The organism is Sphingopyxis sp., from assembly GCF_025869345.1.
Classification (GTDB): Bacteria; Pseudomonadota; Alphaproteobacteria; order Sphingomonadales; family Sphingomonadaceae; genus Sphingopyxis.
This window is the reverse complement of the sequence record NZ_JAOZVW010000031.1, coordinates 58,644-71,992: the sequence shown is the minus strand read 5'-3', so window position 1 is coordinate 71,992 and position 13,349 is coordinate 58,644. Positions and strand designations below refer to the sequence as shown.

Here is a 13,349-nt window from a genome sequence, read left to right as displayed (position 1 = left end):
GTAGCGCGAGGCCGCTCTGGGTCCCCGCCTTCGCGGGGACGCACGGATAAAACGGCGTGCTTCGACCAAAGATGATCGCGCTCTATTCGGCGCGCATCGCCTCGTCCGCCAGCGCGTCGGCGAGGTCACCGAGCAGCGCATCGTCGAGGTCGGCCGCGGCGACATTCTCGCGCCCGATCAGGACGAGCACGGGAATCGCGAGCGGGCTGATCCGGTCGAGCGGCCGGTGCACCATCGTCCCCGCGGCGCGGTCGAGCAGGTCGCCGAGCCGCGCGACGTCGGTCAATCGCTCGCGCGCATCGGCCCAGGCGGCTTCGAGCAGCAGATGGTCGGGCTCATATTTCCTGAGCACGTCGAAGATCAGGTCGGTCGAAAAGGTCACCTGCTTGCCGGTCTTGCGCTTGCCCGGATGCTGACGCTCGATCAGCCCCCCGATCACCGCGACCTCGCGAAAGGCGCGCTTCAGCAGGTGCGATTGCTCGACCCATTCGACGAACTCGTCGGACAGGATTTCGGCGTCGAACAGCGCTTCGGGATTCGTCACCGGGCGCAGCGACCAGATCGCGATCGCATAGTCGGAGGCGACGAAGCCGAGCGGCTGCAAGCCGATGCGCTCCATCCTTTTGGTGATCAGCATCCCGAGCGACTGGTGCGCGTTCCACCCCTCGAAGGGGTAGCAGACCATATAATGATGCCCCTCGTGCGGAAAGGTTTCCACGAGCAGTTCGCCGGGGCGCGGCAGCACCGATCGCAGCGCCTGCATCTCCAGCCAGAAGCGGACATCCTCGGGAAAGCGCTGCCAACTCGCCGGATCGGCAAGGAAATTCCGCACCCGGTCGGCGAGGCGGGTCGAGATGGCGAGGCGCGCGCCCATATAGGACGGGATGCGCGCCGGGCGCGTCGTCGCGCGGACGATCAGGTCGGTGTCGCGGATCGATTCGACCTCCAGGCTGAGCCCCGCGAAGGCGAAGGTGTCGCCGGGGGTCAGCGTGCTCGCGAAATATTCCTCGACCTGGCCGAGGCGGCGGCCGTTCCGGAAGCGCACCGCTGCCATCGGCGCTTCGACGATGATCCCGGCGTTGAGCCGGTGCTGCGCCGCCAATCGCGGATGCGAAAGGCGCCAGCGGCCTTGCCCGTCGGGGGCGAGGCGGCGGAAGCGGTCATAGCTTTTGAGCGCATAGCCGCCGTCGCGCACGAAGCCGAGCAGCCGCGCGAAAATTTCGGCGTCGATCCAGCGATAGGGCGCCGCGGTGCGGATTTCGGCGAGCAATTCGGCCTCGGCGAACGGCGCGGCGCAGGCGAGCGCCATCACATGCTGCGCGAGCACGTCGAGCGCACCGGGGCGAAAGCGGTCGGCGTCGCGTTCGCCCGCTTCCACGGCATCGAGCGCGGCGCGCGCCTCCAGATATTCGAAGCGGTTGCCAGGCACGATCAGCGCCCGGCTCGGCTCGTCGAGCCGGTGATTGGCGCGGCCGATGCGCTGGAGCAACCGCGAGCTTCCCTTGGGCGCGCCCATCTGGATCACGCAATCGACGTCGCCCCAGTCGAGCCCGAGATCGAGGCTCGCGGTCGCGACGAGCGCGCGCAGCCGCCCCTCCGCCATCGCCGCTTCGGCGCGCTGGCGCGCCTCGCGGTCGAGGCTGCCGTGATGGATCGCGATGGGGAGCGACAGGTCGTTGACCTTCCACAGCTCCTGAAAGATCAGTTCCGCCAGCCCGCGCGTGTTGCAGAAGATGATCGTGGTGCGGTTCTTCGCAATCTGTGCCATCACCTGATGCACCGCGTAGCGCCCCGAATGCCCCGCCCACGGCACCGCGCCCTCGGGCAGCAGGATGCGGATCTCGGGATCGGCGCCGGGCTCGCCCTCGACCAAAGTCACCGCGCTCGCGTCGGCGTCGGGCGCGAGCCAGCGGCGATAGGCATCCGGGTCGGCGATCGTCGCCGACAGGCCGACGCGGCGTAGGCCGGGCGCGAGCGCCTGAAGCCGCGCCATCGCCAGGCTCAGCAGATCGCCGCGCTTGCCCGGCGCGAAGGCGTGGATTTCGTCGATCACGATGGTCTGGAGATCGGCGAACATCGCGAAGCTGTCGGGATAGGAGAGCAGCAGCGACAGCGATTCGGGGGTGGTCAGCAGGATGTTCGGCGGCCTGGCGCGCTGGCGCGCCTTCCTGTCGGAACTGGTATCGCCGCTGCGGCTTTCGACGCTGATGGCGAGGTCCATCTCGGCGATCGGGCCGAGGAGGTTGCGCTCGACGTCGGCGGCGAGCGCCTTCAGCGGCGACACATAGAGGGTGTGCAGCCGGTCGGAGGGATTCGCCGCAAGGTCGACGAGCGTCGGCAGGAACCCCGCCAGCGTCTTCCCCGCGCCGGTCGCGGCGACGAGCAGCGCATGGTCGCCGCGCTGCCCCGCCGCGAGCATATCGGCCTGATGCCGCCGCACCCGCCACCCGCGCGCGGCGAACCAGTCGGCAAAGGGGGCGGGGAGGCGCATGGGGAAGATGTGGCGTTGCAAAGGGTGGGGGGCAAGTGCCCCGAGCGGATGACGGCGCGTGTATCCGTTATCGGCCGGAAGCCGACCTATCCTAACTGAAAGCGACCGGAAAGGACGCTTGGCGTCTCATAACTTTGTCATTCCCGCGAAAGCGGGAACCCAGTGTGGGGTCAGCCGACGCACGCTCTGGGTTCCCGCTTTCGCGGGAATGACGAAAATGGGGGATGTGTGCTTCCCTATCCCAGAGCTGCCAACCCCTTCAGCAACCCCCGCCAATGCTCGCTCAGCCTTTGCTGGAAGAGCATCAGCTCGAACCCGTGCCGCGCGGCATGGCTTTGCGGGATCGCATCCCAGCCGCGATGCTCGACCGTCACGCGCGTCTCCGCGCCGACCGCCTCGAAGCGCACCTCGACCTCGGTTGCCTGATTCTCGGCGAAGCTCGGCAGGCGCCAGCCGAAGGCCAGGCGCTCGCCGGGCCGCCAGCAATGCACCGCGCCGATCTCCCATTCCTCGCCGTCGGCGAAGCGCGTCACCAGCCGCCCGCCCGGTCCCGCAGGGTCGAAGCGCAGCGCACCGTCGCCCTTGGGTGACAGCGGGAAGAGCGGATGGCTTTGCCACCAGCGGCCGATGCCGTCGGTGAAGGCCGCAAAGGCCGCTTGCGGGGTGGCCGCAATCCGCAGCGCGACGATCACCGCCGCGCCGCTCATGCGTCGCCGCTTTCGACGTGGCGTTTGAACGCGGCAAGCTGGTGCGTCCACCGCGCTTCGGTCTCGGCGAGCCAGCGCTTCAATTCGTCGGTCGCGCCCTGCTTGAGGCTGTAGATGCGGACGCGCGCGTCGAAGGCGGGGTGGCCGTCCTCGACCAGCCCGCCCTCCTTCAAGGCCCGCAGGTGCCGGCTCATCGCGGGCGGCGCGAGGCCGAGTGCGTCCGCGAGTTCGCCGGCGCTGCGCGGCCCTTGCCCCAGCAGTTCGATCGCGCGCCGCCGTTTCGGATCGGCGAGCGCGCCCAGCATCCGGTCGAGCGCGGCGCTCAATCGTCGAGCCGCGTCTTGGTCGTGAAACCGCCCTCGGCATCCCATTCGTCGGACGTCTTTTCCGCGACGGTGACGCCGAAAGTCCAGATATGCCCCTCGGGATCCTTGGCGCGATAGGTGCGGTCGCCATAGAATTGCGTCTCGGGCTCGGCGATGATGTCGGCGCCCGCGGCGCGCGCCGTCGCGCAATGCGCGTCGATGTCCTCGCCCCGGCCGAGCTGGACGTGCACCGTCTGCGTGTTCTTGCCGCCCAGATTCGCGGGGCTGCGGTGATCGTCCGACCACTCGTTGCCGATCATGATCGTCGAATTTCCATATTCCATCTCGCTGTGCGCGAGGTTGCCCTGCTCGTCGAGCAGGACGAAGAGGGGCTCGAACCCGAACGCCTCCTCCAGCCAGCGGAACGCCGCCTTGCTGTCCGTGTAACAGACGGCGCTCGAAAGCCCCTTGGGGCGCGGATGCTCGGCCATGATATGTCTCCCGAATCAATCGATTTCATATTTATAGAATATTTTCACAAATAAGAAAATACATGCAATCGCGAGTGAAGTTGCTAGGAAAAGCGCATGACAGCCGACCTCGCCCGCTGCGTCGCCGAAGCCTATGCCGTCGCGCTGCCGCACCGCGGCAAGGGCAAGGTCGCCGACTATATCCCCGCGCTGGCGACGGTCGATCCGAACCGCTTCGGCTTCGCGCTCGCGCTGCCCGATGGCACCGTCCACACCGCGGGCGACGTCGACATTCCCTTTTCGATCCAGTCGGTGTCGAAGGTCTTCACTCTCGCCCTCGCGCTCCGCCGCCTCGGCGGTTCGCTGTGGGAGAGCGTCGGGCGCGAGCCGTCGGGCAGCGCCTTCAACTCGATCGTCCAGCTCGAAAGCGAGAACGGCATCCCGCGCAATCCGCTGATCAACGCGGGCGCGATCGCGACCACCGACCGGTTGATCGACGGGCGGAGCGGCGATGCGACGGTGGCCGAGATTCTCGATTTCCTGCGCGCCCGCGCCGGCGATGCCAGTGTGGCGATCGACGCCGGGGTCGCGGCCTCCGAATCCGAAACCGGCGCGCGCAACCGCAGCCTCGGCTATTTCATGAAGGGCTTCGGCAATTTGCGGCATCCGGTCGAGGAGGCGCTGGGCGTCTATTTCCGCCAGTGCGCAATCGCGATGAGCTGCCGCCAGCTCGCCCGCGCCGGGCTGTTCCTGGCGATGGACGGCCGCGATCCGCTGACCGGCGAGCAATGCATCAAGCCGCACCGCGCCCGGCGCATCAACGCGATCATGATGCTCTGCGGCCATTACGACAACAGCGGCGAATTCGCCTTTCGCGTTGGCCTGCCGGGCAAGAGCGGGGTCGGCGGCGGCATCCTCTGCATCGCGCCGGGGCAGGGATCGATCGCCGTCTGGTCGCCGGGGCTCACCGAGGCGGGAACGTCGCTCGTCGGCGCGATCGCGCTCGAACATTTCGCCTATGCGGCGGGGTGGTCGGTGTTCGATTAGGACACGGCCAGGCGGCTTTGAGAATGGCGAGCCGCTGTTTCCTAAACTTTGTCATTCCCGCGAAAGCGGGAACCCAGAGCGCGCGTCGGCTGACCCCACGCTGGGTTCCCGCTTTCGCGGGAATGACGAAAGTTGTGAATATCGAATGTCGCCCCTCGGCCGTCCCAGAACGCTACCCCGCGCCTCAATCGTTGTTGAGCAGCGCCAGCTTCACCCGCGCGGTGCCGCTGCGGTGCATGCCGATCTGGCGGGCGGCGGCGTGGCTGATGTCGATCACCCGGCCGCGCGAAAAGGGGCCGCGGTCGTTGATGCGGACGACGACGCTGTCGCCGTTCGCGACGTTGGTGACGCGAACCAGGCTGCCGAAGGGGAGCGAGCGATGAGCGGCGGTCAGCTCGTCAGGGTCGAAGCGCTCGCCGCTCGCGGTGCGGTTGCCGGCGAGTTCGTCGCCGTAATAGCTCGCCATTCCGCCGTCGATTTCGGTCGCCTGCTCGACCTCAGCGGCCGGCTCGTCGTTGGTCTGAGCTTCCTGCGCCGCGGCCGAAACCGTCAGCAGAAGCGGTATCAGTACGGCTGAAAAGGCCCGCATGACATCCTCCCCTTTTCGGTGGAGGGCCAAAAGCAGCGGCGGCCTGTCATGACAAGCCGCCGCGCGTCGGAATGAACCGAATTTACGTCAGGATGCTATCAAACGTCCAGATTCGCCACCGACAGTGCGTTGGTCTGGATGAAGTCGCGGCGCGGTTCGACCTCGTCGCCCATGAGCTGCTCGAAGATCAGCTTGACGTCGTCGGCCTGCGCGCCGTCGACGCGCAGCAGCGAGCGGTTCGCGGGGTCGAGCGTGGTTTCCCAAAGCTGTTCGGCGTTCATTTCGCCCAGCCCCTTGTAGCGGCTGATCGACAGCCCCTTGCGGCTGTGCGCGAAGATCGCGTCGAGCAGTTCGGACGGGCGCGTCACCGGGTTCGCCTTGGCGTTCGACGCCGCGGAAACCTCTTCTTCCTCGCCTTCGGCGGCGTCGGTCTCGACGGCGGTGGCGCCGGTCGCCTTCACCAGCCGGCCGGGCCGGGCATAGGTTTCGGCCTGCTCGCTCGCCAGCAGGTGGAGGCGGCGCGCCTCCTGGCTCGCGAGGAAGGCGGCGTCGACGACATGATGGTCGCTGACCCCGCGCCAGCGGCGTTCGAGCGTATAGCCGCCGCCCTCGACCGCCTGCACGGTCCAGACGGCTTCGCTGCCGCCGGTCAGCGCACGCTCGGCGGCGCCGAGCCAGGCGGCGGCCGTCTCGGCGGCGCTGTGGCGGCCGGCGGTGTCGAGTGCCGGATCGAGCGCGCCGGTGAAGGCCAGCGCCTCGACCAGCCCATGGTCGAGGCTGCGCGGGACGTAGCGCATCAGCGCGCGCAGCCGCCGGCCATGCTCGATCAGTTCGCGCAGGTCGTTGCCCGACCGCGCCCCGCCCGGCGTTTCGAGCAGCAGCGCGTCGATCCCGGCATCGACGAGATAATTTTCGAGCGCGCTATCGTCCTTGAGATAGACCTCGCTCCGCCCCTTCGCGACCTTGTAGAGCGGCGGCTGGGCGATGTAGAGATGGCCGTTCTCGATGATCTCGGGCATCTGGCGATAGAAGAAGGTGAGCAGCAGCGTGCGGATATGCGCGCCGTCGACGTCGGCGTCGGTCATGATCACGATCTTGTGATAGCGCAATTTCTCGAGGGTGAACTCGTCGCGGATGCCGGTGCCGAGCGCCTGGATCAGCGTCCCCACTTCCTTCGACGAGATGATGCGGTCGAAGCGCGCGCGCTCGACGTTCAGGATCTTGCCCTTGAGCGGCAGGATCGCCTGCACGTGCCGGTCGCGACCCTGCTTCGCCGAGCCGCCTGCCGAGTCCCCCTCGACCAGGAACAGTTCGCATTTCGAAGGATCGCGCTCCTGACAGTCGGCGAGCTTGCCGGGAAGGCTCGCGATGTCCATCGCGCCCTTGCGGCGAGTGAGCTCGCGCGCCTTGCGCGCCGCCTCGCGCGCCGCGGCGGCGTCGACGATCTTCTGGACCACCGCCTTGGCATGGGCGGGATTCTCCTCCAGCCATTGGGTCATCCGGTCGGCCATCAGGCTTTCGAGCGGCTGGCGAACCTCGGACGAAACAAGCTTGTCCTTGGTCTGCGACGAGAATTTGGGATCGGGCAGCTTGACCGAGACGATCGCGGTCAGCCCCTCGCGCATATCCTCGCCGGTCAGCGAGACCTTTTCCTTCTTCAGCAGCCCCGACTTGTCGCCATAGCCGTTCAGGGTGCGCGTCAGCGCGGCGCGGAAAGCAGCGAGATGCGTGCCGCCGTCGCGCTGCGGAATGTTGTTGGTGAAGCAGAGGACATTTTCATAATAGCTGTCGTTCCACTCCAACGCGACGTCGATGCCGATGCCGTCGCGCTCGGCGCTGATCGCGATCGGATCGGGGAGCAGCGGATTCTTGCTGCGGTCGAGCCATTTGACGAAGGCCGCGATGCCGCCTTCGTAGAAGAGATCGTGCGTCGCATGTTCGGCATGGCGCGCATCGACCAGCTTGATGCGGACGCCCGAGTTCAGGAAGGCGAGCTCGCGGTAGCGATGCTCGAGCTTCTCGAAATCGAACTCGGTGACGTTCTTGAACGTCTCGGTCGACGCCTGGAAGGTGACGCGCGTGCCCTTCTTGCCTGCGGGGGCGGGACCGCGGACGACGAGCGGGGCAACCGAATCGCCATGCTCGAAGCGCATCCAATGCTCCTCGCCGTCGCGCCAGATCGTCAGTTCGAGCCATTCCGACAGCGCGTTGACGACGCTGACGCCGACGCCGTGGAGCCCGCCCGACACCTTGTAGGCATTGTCGTCGCTCGTATTCTCGAACTTCCCGCCGGCGTGGAGCTGGGTCATGATGACCTCGGCCGCCGAAATGCCTTCCTCGGCATGGATGCCGGTCGGGATGCCGCGGCCATTATCCTCGACGCTGACCGACCCGTCGCTGTTGAGGGTGATGAGCACGAGGTCGCAATGCCCCGCGAGCGCTTCGTCGATCGCATTGTCGCTGACCTCGAACACCATATGGTGCAGGCCCGACCCGTCGTCGGTGTCGCCGATATACATGCCGGGGCGCTTGCGGACCGCGTCGAGGCCCTTCAGGACCTTGATCGAATCGGCGCCATAGGCATTTGCGTTGGGCTGTTTGGAGGCGCTTTCGCTCGCGCCGTTCTCACTCGGTTCTGTCATATCGATTATATAGGGTCGAGGGGCGCAAAACCCAAGCGAAAATGCGCCTCTCGGCCTTTTCGGATGGGCCGTTGCGCGCGCGCGTCGCGGCGGCTAGTTTCGGGGCATGATCCATCGTCTTCCGGCCCCCGCTGCCATGCTCCTCGCCCTGTCGCTCGCGGCGTGCAGTCAGCCCGCACCCCCTGCCGACAATGCCCCCGCCGTCGCGGGCGAACCGCTCGCGACGCGCGCAGTGATGATCGGCACCGAGGGACCGAGCCTGCCCGCCTGCGCGAGCACCAGCCGCGTCAAGGCGGGCGGCACCGACGTCTATTGGGCGCCGGGCGAAACGCGCGCGGTGAAGGCGAAGCTCGCGGGCACCATGAAAGTGTCGGTGTGCGAGGCGACCGACGACGACGCCTGGTTCGGCATCGTCTTCGCGGGGCCGGGGATCGACGAGGATATGTGCGGCGTCGGCCGCTCGGTCGCGAACGCGCGCGAATATCAGGGGCCGTGCCGCTGGGGCTGGATCAGGGGCGGGACGGTGCAACTGGGGGCCTGAGAGCAAACGTCGCCCCCGCGCAGGCGGGGGCCGCTGTCGGTTTACGCAGCAGCGAAGACCAAGGCCGTTGACGGCCCCCGCCTGCGCGGGGGCGACGTGCTATCGGCAATCCTCGATGACCCGCCCGATCTCGGACTGCACCGGCAGGGTCAGCGCGCCGCTGCCCGATTCGAGCGCGAAGCGGCCGCGGCTGAAGGCGATGCGGTCGAGCCGCGCGTCGCGGCCCGGCACCGTCGCGGCGCCGCCGTCGAAGCGGATCTGGTCGGTGCCCGCGCTGGTGCGGAGCGCGACGGCGCCGTCGAGCGGTGCGGTCAGGCGGAGGTTGCCGCCGGCGCAGCGCATCGTCAGCAGCGGGCTCGCGCTGCCCGTCTGGGCGAAGGTCGCGGTACGGCTACCCGCGTCGTAGCGCCAGCCGCCGGGATTCAGCGCGCGCTCTTCCCACGACAGGCTCGGTGACGGCAGGGGCGCGGGCGTCGGCGCGGGGCGCGGCGCCGGGGCGGGCGGCGGCGCCTGCGGGGTCGGCACCGCGGCGCAGCCCGCCATCGCGAACGCCAGGACGATCGCCAGCCCGCTTCCCGCCTGCTTGCCGCTCATTGTCCGAAACCCCATGCTCAAAAACCCTGCCAATCGATCACCTCATCCACGTCCACGCGCGGGACCGGCCATTGGTTCACTGCTTCCCCCGCATCGGCGTGGCCGATCGCGAGGCCGGTAAACAAGATCTGATCCTCCCCGAGGCCCAGCGTCTCGCGCACCGTCTGTCCGTACATCGCCCAGCATTCCTGCGGACAGCTCGCGAGCCCCTGCTCGACGAGCAGCAGCATCACCGATTGCAGCCACATTCCCATGTCGGACCATTGCGGCGGCCCCATGATGCGCGAGCAATGGAGGAAAAGCATCACGGGTGCGCCGAAACCCCGGTAATTTTCCATGAACCGAGCGAGCCGCGCCGCCTTGTCCTCGCGCGGGATGCCGAGCGAGGCGTAGAGCGCTTCGCCGACGCCGAAACGGCGGCTTTCCCACGGATCGGTCAGGCCCTTGGGATAGATGTCATACTCGGGCTGATAACCCTCGCGACCCATTGCGATGCGCGCCGCGACCGCGGTCTTGACGCGTTCCCACGGCTCGCCGGTGACGAGCGTGACCTGCCACGGCTGAAGGTTACCGCCCGACGGCGCACGCTGCGCGGCGGCGAACACCGCCTTCAGCACATCGGGATCGACGGGCGCGTCGGTGAAGGCGCGGACCGAGCGGCGGCGATGCAGCGCCTCGGTCACCGAAGGGGAGAGCGTGTCAGTCGCTGGCATATTTATCCTCACGTCGCTTGCCGAACAGCAGGGCGCGTTCGAGCCGGCCCTTGAGCTGCCGGTAATAGGAAAGCAGGAAGACGTCATCCTCTTCGGCGACCGGGCGGCCGATCTTGGTGCGGATCGTGTCGGCGACCTCGCGCATCGCGCGCGGATCGCGGGCGCGCAGGATGCGTTCGAGCTCCTGAAGCTCATAGATGCCATAGACCGCGAGTTCGGCGTCGGTGAAGCGGATCGCCCCGGCCTCCGCCTCCGCCGCGATGTCGCTGTCGAGCTTCGCGCGCTCGGCCATCACGACCCAGGTGCCCGCGATCAGGTCGCCCATCCGCATCCGGTCGCGGTTGAAGAGCAGGAACAGGCTGAGCGTCAGCGACCAGATCACGCCCGCAAGAAGCGTCCAGCCCGACACCATGTCCTCGGCCGCGCCGACCCCGAGCATCATCAGCGGCAGGAAGAGTTCGAGCTCGCGGATCAGGTTGCGCGCGACGACCGCGTCGGCGGTCAGCCGTCCGCCGTCGCGCGCGACGACGCGGATGCCCATCATCCGCTTGCCCGGGGTCGCCGCGCGCGACCCGAGCTCGAAGCCGATGAACCAGAAGGTGCGCAGGACAAAGGCGCCGAGCATCCAGACGACCTCGGCGACGCCGCCCTTCACCGCAAAGCCGATCCAGACCATGAGCAAAGTGAAGAGTAGCAGCGCCAGGTTGATGATGACGAAATCGACGACCAGCGCGCCGAGCCGCAGCCCCGAACTCGCGATGCGCAGTTGCAGATCGACGCCTTCGGGCGTCACGAATTCGCGCACCTTCCTGGCCTGCGCCGACCGCAGCTTCGCGTGAGCGGCGGCGGTCATGCGACATCCTCGCGGCGCGGGATATAATAATAGGCGAGCCAGAAGAGCAGCATCACCGTGCCGATGGCATAGCGCAGCATCGTGTCGGTGATGAGCTGGCGCCCGAAGCCTTCGAGCACGCCGGCGACGAGCAGCATCAGAATGACGCCGATCATCACTTTGCCCGCGGTCCGCCCCGCGTCGGCCGCCGCCTCCAGCCGGCCGCGCGCGCCCGGAAAGACCACCGCGGCGCCGATCCGCAGGCCCGCGGCGCCCGACAGCGCGGCGGCGAACAGCTCGGTCGTGCCGTGGATGAACAGCCAGCCGCCGAAATCGACCCCCAGCCCCTTGCCCGAAAACAGCGCGAGCATCGCGCCGAGCCCGATGCCCTGATAATATTCGAGCATCATCGTCGGCACGCCGAAGGCAAAGCCGAGCGCGAAGGACAGGATCGACACCTGGCTGTTGTGGGTGAAGAGATAGGTCGCGAAAACGTGGAGCCCGCTGCTCTGCTCGCCGGCCGCCGCCTTGCCGTGGCCGAGCGTCGATCGCAGATAATCGACCGTCGCGTGCGGGTCGCGGCCGCCCGACATCTCCTCGGGGACGAAATTATAATACCATTCGGGGTTGCTCGCGACGAGCGCATAGCTGGTCAGCGCGCCGAGGACGATGACGAGCGCGATGATCAGCGTTTCCTTCCACACCGCGCGCACCGCGGCGGGCCAGTCGTAGCGGAAGAAGCGGCGGAGGCGGCTCGCCCGCGTCTCGCGCACGCCATAGACGAGGAAATAGCCGCGGATCGACAACGCTTCGAGATGGCCGAGCAGCGCCTTGTCGAGGCTGGTCGCGCGCGCGATCGACAGCGAGGATAGCGTCGCGCGGTAGAGGATCGGGAGCTGGAGCAGTTCGTCGCTGGTCAGCGCCGCCGCGCCCTTCCTTTCGAGCCTGGTCAGCAGCAGGTCGAAGGCGATCCAGTCCGCCTCGCGCTCGGCGCGGAAGCGGCTGGTCGAAAAGGCGGGAAGCTCGGCCGCGCTCACGGGCTGCATCACAGGCTCCCCTGGCGCTTGATGCCGAGATAGGCCTCGACCACGCTCGCGCCCATCGCGTCGGCGGGCACCTCGATGACGTCGGCGCCGAGACGCTGGAGCCGCGCGATGACCAGTTGCCGGTCGCGCAGCATCGCCGCGGCGACGTTCGCGCGCGTGACGTCGGCGGCGCTTTCGGGCCGCCGCCGCTCGACCTCCTCAACCTCGTCGTCGCGGATGACGACGAACAGCAGCCGGTGCTTCTTCACCAGCCGACCGGCGGCCCGGATCATCAGGTCGGCGCTCGTCGCGTCGGTGAATTCGGTGAACAGGATGATCAGCGAGCGGCGGTTGAGCTGGGCGCCGAGGGTGCTGAGCGCGAGGGTGAAATTGCTCTCGACAGGCGCATAGTCGATCAGGCTCGCGGCGCGCTGAAGCGCCGGAAAATCCTGCACGTGCATATAGGCGGGGGTCAGCGCCTGCGGCTTGGCGGCGAAGGAGAAGAGGCTGATGCGGTCGCCGAGCTTCAGCCCGGCGAAGGCGAGCAGCAGCGCCGCCGACACCGCGCGGTCGACGCGCGGCATTCCGCCCACCGGTTCGGCCATCGTCCGCCCGCCGTCGATCGCGAGGATGACGCGGTTGTCGCGCTCGACGCGATATTCCTTGGCGAGCAGCTTGACGTGACGCGCCGAGGCGTTCCAGTCGATCGCGCGCCGGTCCATCCCCGGCTGATATTCGGCGAGCGCCTCATATTCGCTGCCTTCGCCGCGACGCTGCTGCTGGCGAAGGCCGAACCAGCTATCGCGCTGGAACAGGCGGCGCCCCTCCTCGGTCACCGCGCGCAGGCTGGGGACCACCGCGATCACGCGATCGAGCGCGAAGCGGCGCTGTTTCCAGACGAGGCCGAACGGTCCCGCCCAGCGAATCCACAGCGCCTCGAGGTGCGCCTGCCCGCGCCGCGATGCGGCAAGCGGCAGGGTGCGGACGAGCGCGTCCCCGGCATCGTTCGCGCGCAGCATCTCGCCCGCGAGCCGCCCGCCGGGGGCGAAGCGCTCGTCGAGCGCGAGCGCCATTTCGGCCCGGCGCGGCAGCGCAGGGCCGGTCGCGACGAGCCGGAGGTCGAAGGGATCGCCGACCCCCGCCTGACGCGGCGCCTCGGCGGTGAGGGCGAGGCGCCGCGGGCTGGCGCCGAGCATCGCGTCGAGCAGCAGGCCGATCAGGATCAGGCCGATCCACGCGGGCGCGACGATCCACAGCGTGGGCCGGATCAGCCCGAGCGCCAGCGCCACCGGGGCACCGAGCAGCAGCAGATAAATCGCGCGCCGGGTGGGGTAGACGGCCATCTTTCAGGCCACCCCATCGTCGCGCGTCCCCGCGAAGGCGGGGACCCAGA

General features: G+C 68.2%; 13 protein-coding genes. 2 read left to right on the top strand and 11 right to left on the bottom strand.

What is annotated here, in order from left to right:
- Positions 1-82 precede the first annotated feature (82 nt).
- From OJI97_RS03815 to OJI97_RS03800, 4 genes are all read right to left on the bottom strand, one after another.
- Complete coding sequence (locus OJI97_RS03815; protein ID WP_297661271.1) at positions 83-2,491, bottom strand: ligase-associated DNA damage response DEXH box helicase; 2,409 nt, start codon at positions 2,489-2,491, stop codon at positions 83-85.
- A gap of 236 nt (positions 2,492-2,727) precedes the next feature.
- Complete coding sequence (locus tag OJI97_RS03810; protein ID WP_297661269.1) at positions 2,728-3,198, bottom strand: SRPBCC domain-containing protein; 471 nt, start codon at positions 3,196-3,198, stop codon at positions 2,728-2,730.
- Positions 3,195-3,524 (bottom strand): helix-turn-helix transcriptional regulator, encoded by a 330-nt coding sequence (locus OJI97_RS03805; RefSeq protein WP_297661267.1) that lies wholly within the window; start codon positions 3,522-3,524, stop codon positions 3,195-3,197. Before OJI97_RS03805 ends, OJI97_RS03810 begins: the two co-directional genes overlap by 4 nt.
- The gene (locus tag OJI97_RS03800) at positions 3,521-3,994 is read right to left on the bottom strand and encodes a VOC family protein (RefSeq protein ID WP_297661265.1); all 474 of its coding nucleotides are present in this window, start codon (positions 3,992-3,994) and stop codon (positions 3,521-3,523) included. The genes OJI97_RS03805 and OJI97_RS03800 overlap by 4 nt, the downstream gene beginning before the upstream one ends.
- A 96-nt stretch (positions 3,995-4,090) precedes the next feature.
- Between OJI97_RS03800 and OJI97_RS03795 the strand changes: the two genes are divergently transcribed.
- Complete coding sequence (locus tag OJI97_RS03795; protein ID WP_297661263.1) at positions 4,091-5,020, top strand: glutaminase; 930 nt, start codon at positions 4,091-4,093, stop codon at positions 5,018-5,020.
- A gap of 184 nt (positions 5,021-5,204) precedes the next feature.
- Here OJI97_RS03795 and OJI97_RS03790 read toward each other — a convergent pair whose 3' ends face one another.
- Positions 5,205-5,609 (bottom strand): septal ring lytic transglycosylase RlpA family protein, encoded by a 405-nt coding sequence (locus OJI97_RS03790; protein ID WP_297661261.1) that lies wholly within the window; start codon positions 5,607-5,609, stop codon positions 5,205-5,207.
- Positions 5,610-5,707: 98 nt separating this feature from the next.
- Positions 5,708-8,251 (bottom strand): DNA topoisomerase (ATP-hydrolyzing) subunit B, encoded by a 2,544-nt coding sequence (gene gyrB, locus OJI97_RS03785; protein WP_297661259.1) that lies wholly within the window; start codon positions 8,249-8,251, stop codon positions 5,708-5,710.
- A gap of 106 nt (positions 8,252-8,357) precedes the next feature.
- Between gyrB and OJI97_RS03780 the strand changes: the two genes are divergently transcribed.
- Positions 8,358-8,792, top strand: coding sequence for a hypothetical protein (locus OJI97_RS03780; protein ID WP_297661257.1), 435 nt, complete (start codon positions 8,358-8,360; stop codon positions 8,790-8,792).
- Positions 8,793-8,891: 99 nt separating this feature from the next.
- Here OJI97_RS03780 and OJI97_RS03775 read toward each other — a convergent pair whose 3' ends face one another.
- From OJI97_RS03775 to OJI97_RS03755, 5 genes are read right to left on the bottom strand one after another with little or no spacing between them, the layout of a single operon-like run.
- Positions 8,892-9,386 carry a hypothetical protein gene (locus OJI97_RS03775; protein ID WP_297661255.1) on the bottom strand — a complete coding sequence of 165 codons (495 nt, stop codon included), beginning with the start codon at positions 9,384-9,386 and terminating at the stop codon, positions 8,892-8,894.
- Positions 9,387-9,403: 17 nt separating this feature from the next.
- The gene (locus OJI97_RS03770; protein WP_297661253.1) at positions 9,404-10,099 is read right to left on the bottom strand and encodes a nitroreductase; all 696 of its coding nucleotides are present in this window, start codon (positions 10,097-10,099) and stop codon (positions 9,404-9,406) included.
- Positions 10,086-10,952, bottom strand: a complete 867-nt coding sequence (locus tag OJI97_RS03765) for an RDD family protein (RefSeq protein WP_297661251.1) — start codon at positions 10,950-10,952, stop codon at positions 10,086-10,088. The genes OJI97_RS03770 and OJI97_RS03765 overlap by 14 nt, the downstream gene beginning before the upstream one ends.
- Positions 10,949-11,977, bottom strand: a complete 1,029-nt coding sequence (locus tag OJI97_RS03760; RefSeq protein ID WP_297661249.1) for a stage II sporulation protein M — start codon at positions 11,975-11,977, stop codon at positions 10,949-10,951. Before OJI97_RS03760 ends, OJI97_RS03765 begins: the two co-directional genes overlap by 4 nt.
- The gene (locus OJI97_RS03755; RefSeq protein WP_297661247.1) at positions 11,977-13,299 is read right to left on the bottom strand and encodes a DUF58 domain-containing protein; all 1,323 of its coding nucleotides are present in this window, start codon (positions 13,297-13,299) and stop codon (positions 11,977-11,979) included. The genes OJI97_RS03760 and OJI97_RS03755 overlap by 1 nt, the downstream gene beginning before the upstream one ends.
- Between the last annotated feature and the right edge of the window lie 50 nt (positions 13,300-13,349).

Coding starts and splice junctions, on each gene's coding strand:
- OJI97_RS03815 (WP_297661271.1), bottom strand. CDS start 2,491: ATGCGCCTCCCCGCCCCCTTTGCCGACTGGTTCGCCGCGCGCGGGTGG.
- OJI97_RS03810 (WP_297661269.1), bottom strand. CDS start 3,198: ATGAGCGGCGCGGCGGTGATCGTCGCGCTGCGGATTGCGGCCACCCCG.
- OJI97_RS03800 (WP_297661265.1), bottom strand. CDS start 3,994: ATGGCCGAGCATCCGCGCCCCAAGGGGCTTTCGAGCGCCGTCTGTTAC.
- OJI97_RS03795 (WP_297661263.1), top strand. CDS start 4,091: ATGACAGCCGACCTCGCCCGCTGCGTCGCCGAAGCCTATGCCGTCGCG.
- OJI97_RS03790 (WP_297661261.1), bottom strand. CDS start 5,609: ATGCGGGCCTTTTCAGCCGTACTGATACCGCTTCTGCTGACGGTTTCG.
- gyrB (WP_297661259.1), bottom strand. CDS start 8,251: ATGACAGAACCGAGTGAGAACGGCGCGAGCGAAAGCGCCTCCAAACAG.
- OJI97_RS03780 (WP_297661257.1), top strand. CDS start 8,358: ATGATCCATCGTCTTCCGGCCCCCGCTGCCATGCTCCTCGCCCTGTCG.
- OJI97_RS03775 (WP_297661255.1), bottom strand. CDS start 9,386: ATGAGCGGCAAGCAGGCGGGAAGCGGGCTGGCGATCGTCCTGGCGTTC.
- OJI97_RS03770 (WP_297661253.1), bottom strand. CDS start 10,099: ATGCCAGCGACTGACACGCTCTCCCCTTCGGTGACCGAGGCGCTGCAT.
- OJI97_RS03765 (WP_297661251.1), bottom strand. CDS start 10,952: ATGACCGCCGCCGCTCACGCGAAGCTGCGGTCGGCGCAGGCCAGGAAG.
- OJI97_RS03760 (WP_297661249.1), bottom strand. CDS start 11,977: ATGCAGCCCGTGAGCGCGGCCGAGCTTCCCGCCTTTTCGACCAGCCGC.
- OJI97_RS03755 (WP_297661247.1), bottom strand. CDS start 13,299: ATGGCCGTCTACCCCACCCGGCGCGCGATTTATCTGCTGCTGCTCGGT.